At 70.5% G+C, this 6,184-nt stretch carries 7 protein-coding genes and 1 pseudogene; 6 read left to right on the top strand and 2 right to left on the bottom strand.

The genetic code is table 11. The features are described from left to right. Both SPR02S_RS55855 and SPR02S_RS63135 read right to left on the bottom strand, forming a co-directional pair. Positions 1 to 178, bottom strand: a pseudogene (locus SPR02S_RS55855) (DNA-directed RNA polymerase subunit alpha); the annotation flags it as partial. A gap of 362 nt (positions 179 to 540) precedes the next feature. Then, entirely contained in the window at positions 541 to 1,572 is a 1,032-nt protein-coding gene (locus SPR02S_RS63135) for a LysR family transcriptional regulator (protein ID WP_019058182.1), read from the bottom strand. Between the two features lie 82 nt (positions 1,573 to 1,654). On the opposite strand from SPR02S_RS63135, the gene SPR02S_RS16980 reads away from it, so the two are divergent. From SPR02S_RS16980 to SPR02S_RS16955, 6 genes are all read left to right on the top strand, one after another. Beyond that, positions 1,655 to 2,395 carry an amino acid ABC transporter ATP-binding protein gene (locus SPR02S_RS16980; RefSeq protein WP_043258314.1) on the top strand — a complete coding sequence of 247 codons (741 nt, stop codon included), beginning with the start codon at positions 1,655 to 1,657 and terminating at the stop codon, positions 2,393 to 2,395. Between the two features lie 118 nt (positions 2,396 to 2,513). After that, the gene (locus SPR02S_RS16975) at positions 2,514 to 3,470 is read left to right on the top strand and encodes a glutamate ABC transporter substrate-binding protein (protein ID WP_019058180.1); all 957 of its coding nucleotides are present in this window, start codon (positions 2,514 to 2,516) and stop codon (positions 3,468 to 3,470) included. Between the two features lie 8 nt (positions 3,471 to 3,478). After that, a complete protein-coding gene (locus SPR02S_RS16970; RefSeq protein WP_019058179.1) occupies positions 3,479 to 4,126 on the top strand; it encodes an amino acid ABC transporter permease in 648 nt (215 codons plus the stop codon). Next, entirely contained in the window at positions 4,123 to 4,941 is an 819-nt protein-coding gene (locus SPR02S_RS55850; RefSeq protein ID WP_019058178.1) for an amino acid ABC transporter permease, read from the top strand. The genes SPR02S_RS16970 and SPR02S_RS55850 overlap by 4 nt, the downstream gene beginning before the upstream one ends. Positions 4,942 to 4,993: 52 nt before the next feature. Then, the gene (locus SPR02S_RS16960; protein WP_019058177.1) at positions 4,994 to 5,800 is read left to right on the top strand and encodes a class II glutamine amidotransferase; all 807 of its coding nucleotides are present in this window, start codon (positions 4,994 to 4,996) and stop codon (positions 5,798 to 5,800) included. Between the two features lie 22 nt (positions 5,801 to 5,822). Continuing rightward, on the top strand, positions 5,823 to 6,179 hold the full coding sequence (locus SPR02S_RS16955) for an ArsR/SmtB family transcription factor (protein WP_019058176.1): 357 nt from the start codon (positions 5,823 to 5,825) through the stop codon (positions 6,177 to 6,179). Positions 6,180 to 6,184: the final 5 nt, after the last annotated feature.

The following is a 6,184-nucleotide window of genomic DNA, read 5'->3' as shown; positions in this document are numbered from 1 at the left end:
GGACACCGTCGATCCGGATGGACGTGACCGCCGCACCCGGGATCGAGGACAGCAGGGTCCGACGGAGGGAGTTGCCGAGGGTGTAGCCGAAGCCCGGCTCCAGAGGCTCGATCACGAACCGGGAGCGGAACTCGTCGACAACTTCTTCGGTCAGGGACGGACGCTGAGCGATCAGCACGGTGGTGTTGCCTCCAGTGGTTTGGCGCCCGCTATGTGACGCCGTGGACACCACGAAGGGTACGGGGCGGCGCGGGTGATTCGGTCTCCGCCATGGCCGAACCACCCTCCTCCCCGCTCCGGCGAGGAGGCTTTGGGCTTTTCGCCCGCCGTCTCCACGGCCGATTCTGCCTTGCCGGCGTCCAGTTCCAGGGCGTGCGGGGCGGCCAGGCAGGGATGCGAGGATCTTGACGAAGGGGCGCGGAGCGTCACCGGCCAAGGAGGCCGGCCTGGCAGCGCCGGACCGGCAGACGCATCACGTCACCCTGTTCAGCGAGCGCCGTGATGACGGAGCGGCGCACGATCTCGCTGGGCCGCTCCCGGTCACGGCGGCCCGGCCGTGTCGCGCAGTGCGTGAAGGAGGGCGGCGGCCGCGGGGATGCGCAGGGTGTCCGGCCAGAGCAGGGCGAAGACCCGGCGGACCGGCCAGTCGGCGAGAGGGCGGGCGACGACCCGGGGGTCGCAGTGGGCCGTCACGCCGAGTTCGTTCATGACCGCGAGGCCGATGCGGTTGGCGACCAGGCTGTGCAGGGTCAGCTGGTCGTCGGCGGTGGCGGCGATCCGGGGCACGAACCCGGCGTCGCGGCACGCGGCCAGGAAGCGGGTACGCCCGGACTCCAGCACCCAGCGTTCGCCCGCGAGGTCGGCCAACGACACCGTGGGCGAGGCGGCGGCCGGATGGTCGGCAGGGAGCAGGACGCAGCGGCGGTCGGTGAGCAGTGGGACGCGGCGCAGACGGGGGTCCACGGCTACGGACGGGTCGCCTGTGCTGTCGGGCGTGCCGCCTGTGCTGTCGGACCGGTCCGCCTCCGTCTCCCTGCCCGTCCCCGTCTCCCCGCCCGTCTCCGTGTCCCGCTCCCGGTCCCTCTCCTTGTCCTTCTCCCTGAAGTCCAGCTCCCTGAAATCCAGATCGCACATCACCGCGAGCTCGACCGCGCCCTCCAGCAACAGACCGTGCGAGACGCGGCACTCGGCCTGGGTGACCGTGACCTCCAGCTCCGGACGGGTCCGGCGGAGGGTGCCCAGCGCGCGGGGGACCAGGCTGACGCAGCTGCTCTGCATCGCGGACAGGCGGACCCGGCCGGCCTCGGGGGCGGTCAGCGCGGCCAGTTCGTCCTCGGCGGTGCGCAGCGCGGCCAGCACCGTTCCCGCGTGGCGGGCCAACGCGCGGCCCTCCGGGGTGAGTTGGACGCCCCGCCCGCGACGGGTGACCAAGGGGGCACCGACCGACCGCTCCAGCATCCGCATCTGATAGCTGATCGCGGGCTGCGTGTAGCCGAGGGCGTCGGCCGCGGCCGTGTAGGTGCCGGTGCGGGCGACCTCGGCCAGGACCTGCAACTGTCGGGGGTCGTACATCGGGCAAGCATAAAGAGCCTTTATTAATTCCGGGTGACATTCGAATTGGACGCCGGAGAGCGGCGCCGACGATGCTGATCGCGTGCCTGAGGTTCTCGTACGTATAGAAAAAGTGAACAAGCACTTCGGGGAAAACCATGTGCTGTGTGACATCGACCTCGACATCCACTCCGGCGAGGTCGTCGTCCTGCTCGGCGCGTCCGGTTCCGGGAAGTCGACGCTGTGCCGGTGCGTCAACCGGCTGGAGACCGTCGACTCCGGAGTGATCAGCCTGGCGGGCGTTCCGCTGCCCGACGAGGGAGGCGAACTCGCGCGGCTGCGGGCCCGGGTGGGGATGGTCTTCCAGTCGTTCAACCTCTTCGGGCATCTCAGCGTGCTCGACAACATCACCCTCGCCCCGATCCGCGTGCGCGGACTCTCCCGTCGGGAGGCCGACGAGCGGGCCCGGCAGCTTCTCGACCGGGTCGGACTCGGCGACAAGGCGGACGCCCGGCCCGCGCAGTTGTCCGGCGGGCAGCAGCAACGGGTCGCCATCGCACGGGCGTTGGCGATGGACCCGCAGGTGCTGCTCTTCGACGAACCGACCTCGGCACTGGACCCGGAAACGGTCGGCGAGGTGCTCGACGTCATGGCCGCACTGGCGGCCGACGGGATGACCATGCTCGTCGTCACCCACGAAATGGGGTTCGCACGACGGGTCGCCGACCGGATCGTCTTCCTCGACGAGGGCCGCGTCCACGAGACCGCCACCCCCGACGAATTCTTCGACGCGCCCCGCACCGAACGGGCCCGTGAATTCCTGTCGAAGGTCCTCAGCCACTGAAGCCGTCGAGACCATCGAAGCCACTGAGTCCGGCAACCGCCGCACCCTGATTTCGCTGCATCGCGTATTCGCCGCTCCTCTCCCCGCATTCGCGCAATGACGAAAGGGATTCCGCCCGATGAGACTGTCCCGGCCCCGCCCTGCCCTCGGTGCCGCCTCCGCCACGGCCGCGCTCGCCCTGACCCTCACCGCCTGCGGCGGGTCCGCGACCCTGCCGGCCGCCTCCGGTTCGTCCGGTTCCGCCGCCGCGGACGCCTCGAAGACCTACGACGAGATCCTCGCCGTCGCGCCCGTCGCGCCCGCCGGTCAGATACCGGCCGGCAGCCTCATGGCGAAGATCAAGAAGCGCGGGACGCTGATCGTCGGCGGCACCGACACCTCCGCGCTCTTCTCGCTCAAGGACCCCGTCACCGGCGAACTCACCGGATTCGACGCGGGGTTGGCCGCGATGCTCGCGAAGTACATCACCGGGAGGACCAGCACCAAGCTGGTCCAGGTCAGCGTGGCCACCCGTGAGCAACTGCTGCGCAACGGCACCGTCGACACGGTGTTCGCCACGTACTCGATCACCCCGGAGCGGGCCAAGAAGGTCGACTTCGCCGGGCCGTACTACTCCTCCGGCGACGCGATCCTCGTCAAGAAGGCCAACACGGCCATCAAGGCGGTGGACGATCTCAACGGCAAGACGGTGTGCACGCAGAGCGGTTCGACGGCGGCCAACGACATCAAGGACTTCGCCCCGAAGTCGAAGGTGATCCTCTTCGACGGCAACAGCCAGTGCGTACAGGCCGTCAAGCAGGGCCGGGCCGACGCCTATGTGATCGACCAGGCGATCCTCGTCGGCACGCAGTACCGCGACCCGTCGGTCAAGGTGGTCGGACAGCCCTTCACCACCGACCCGTACGGCATCGGTACGCCGAAGGCCGACCCGGAGATGAAGACGTTCGTCGACGCCTGGCTGAAGAAGATCGAGGCCAGTGGCGCGTGGGCGAAGCTGTGGAAGGCGACGCTGGGCACGGCTGTGACCGGTGCCGCGCCCAAGCCGCCGGTGGTCGGCTCGGTCGAGGGCAGCTGACCGAGCCCATGTTCACCCATGTCGACGCCGTCGCCGGGCAGTTGGGGCGAGGGCTGCTGCTGACGCTCGCCATGACCGCGCTCACCTTCACGGGCGCGGTCGCGGGCGGCCTCGTGGTCGCGGTGCTGCGGATCTGCCCGGTGGCACCCCTGCGGGCGTTCGGCGCCGGGTACGTCACGGTCTTCCGCAACATCCCGCTCCTCGTCCTGCTCGTGCTGTTCGTGTTCGGACTGCCCGATCTCGGGCTGCTGTACCCGCTGTTCGCCACCGTGACCACGGCGATGGCCCTGTACTGGGCCGCGTTCGTGTGCGAGGTCGTGCGCTCCGGAGTACGGGCCGTACCGCGCGGCCAGGCCGAGGTCGCCCGGGCGCTCGGACTCGGCTTCGGGCAGTGTCTGCGCCATGTGATCCTGCCGCAGGCCGTACGCCCGATGGTGCAGCCGCTGGGCAGCATCTTCATCGGCTGCGCGCTGAGCACCTCACTGGCGGCGGCGGTCGGCGTCGCCGAACTCACCGGCCAGGCAGAGTTCCTGACACTCCGTTACGACCAGCCGCTCACCAGCTTCGCCCTCACCACGGTCGTCTACGTCGCCCTCACCCTCACGTCCGGCCTCGTCGCGGGGCGCGTGGAACGGAAGTTGGCGGTGGCCCGATGAAGCAGCTCACGAAAGCTCGGCGCGACGACATCCACCTCCTCTTCGATCCGCCCGGACCGCGCGCCCGGCGCCGGATCAGGATCGCGACGGCCGTCTCCCTGGCCGTGTTCGCCGCCCTACTCGCCTTCGCCGTACGGCAGTTCGCCGCGCACGGACAGCTCGACGCCGACCAGTGGCGGATGTTCGGCGAGTGGCCCATCATCCGCTTCCTGCTGTCCGGGCTGGGCCAGACCCTGCTGGTCACCGCGGTCGCCGCCGCGCTCGCCTTCCCGCTGGGCGGGATCGTGGCCCTTGGCCGGCTGGCCCGCAACCGGCCGACACGCGCGCTCGCCCGGACGTACGTCGAACTGTTCCGGTCCGTCCCGCTGCTGCTCCTGCTGTACGTGTTCCTGTTCGGGCTGCCCGGAGTCGGTCTCACGTTCCCGGTCTTCTGGCAGCTGGTGATCCCCATCGTGCTGGGCAACGCGGCCGTCGTCGCCGAGATCTTCCGGGCGGGGGTGCTGAGCCTGCCGCGCGGACAGACGGAGGCCGCGTACAGCCTCGGTATGACACACCGTCAGACCATGTCGGGCGTGGTCTTCCCGCAGGCGCTGCGGGCGGTGAGCCCGGCGCTGGTCAGCCAGTTGGTGCGGCTGCTCAAGGACTCGACGCTGGGCTATGTGGTCAGCTACCTCGAACTCCTGCACCAGGCAAAGGTGTTGGGCGAGTACTACCACGCCGTGCTGTCCACCTACCTGGTCGCCGCGGCCTGTTTCATCGCCGTCAACTCGGCGCTGTCCGGGGCCGCTTCATGGCTGGAAGCGCGTCGCGCCTGACACCGGCGTGCGAGAAGAATCGTAAGCAATGTGAGAGAAGGAGCGAACCGGCATGTGCCGTCTGCTCGGCGTGGTCACCCGCGCCCCCCTGCCGCTCGACACCGCGCTTGACGGTCTGGTCGGGCCGTTCACCGAGCTGAGCCTTGAGCACCGTGACGGCTGGGGCATCGCCGCCGGGCAGGGGAGCGGGTCAAGCCCCTTGGTCGTCAAGGGAATTGAGCCCGCCGCCGGGACCGACTCCTGGGGGCGGACCCTCGCCGGCACGGTCACCGACGCCGCCCTGCTGCACCTGCGGCTGGCGAGCCCGGGGCTGCCGGTCGTCCCCGGCAACACCCACCCGTTCACGGTCGGCACCGTGGCCTTCGCGCACAACGGGTACTTCACGCCGTACGACGCCCTCGACGAACTGATCGCTCCCGAACTGCTGGCCGGGGCGGCCGGGAGCACCGACTCCGAGCGGTACTTCCTGCGCGTGCTGACCCTGCTGCGGGAGACGGGGCCCGCCGACGCGCTCGCCCGGGCCGCGGCGGACGTCCGGGAACGGGCCGCCGCCTACGCCAGCCTCAACTGCCTGCTGCTCACCGAGGACGCCCTGTACGCGTACGCCGACGAGGACCCGGAGTCCGAGGTCAGCAGGCGGCGCGGCCCCGACTTCTTCCGGCTGCGCTACCGCGTCGACGAGGACCGGGTGGTCATAGCCTCCAGCGGCATTCCGCAGCCCGACGACCGCTGGACTGTGCTGCCGTACCGCGAGGTCCTGGAGATACGCCGGGCCGACCTGCGTGTCACGACCACGCGGGCGGCTCCGCACAGCGGTCCGGCACCCTCGACTACGCTGGCACATGTCAACCGTCGCTGACCTATGGAGGGGGCGAACACAGGTGCCCGCAGACCTGGCGTTCGACGCGCTCGCCGACCCCGTACGCCGCCAGATCCTGGGCGTGCTGGCCGAGCGCGAGGAGTGCACCGTGGGGGAGCTGGCGGAGCGGATCACCAGCATCGGCCGTACCGGAGTCTCCAGCCATCTGCGTGTCCTGCGTGCCGCCGGCCTGGTGACCGAGCGGAAGGCGGGCCGGTTCCGGCACTACTCGATCGACCCGGCCGGCCCCGCGCGTGACGTCATCGCGACGCTGCAGGCGCTGTTCCAGGGCGCGCTCGCCGACGCCGGGCGCGCCGCCACCGCGACGGAGGCCGCGGCCACCGACGCCGACATCCAGGACAGCCGGTCCGCCGGATGACCGCA

The sequence above is a fragment of the Streptomyces prunicolor NBRC 13075 genome (assembly GCF_000367365.1).
Lineage (GTDB): Bacteria > Actinomycetota > Actinomycetes > Streptomycetales > Streptomycetaceae > Streptomyces > Streptomyces prunicolor.
Note: the sequence above shows the minus strand (reverse complement) of the source record. Positions and strands in the feature narration are given on the sequence as shown.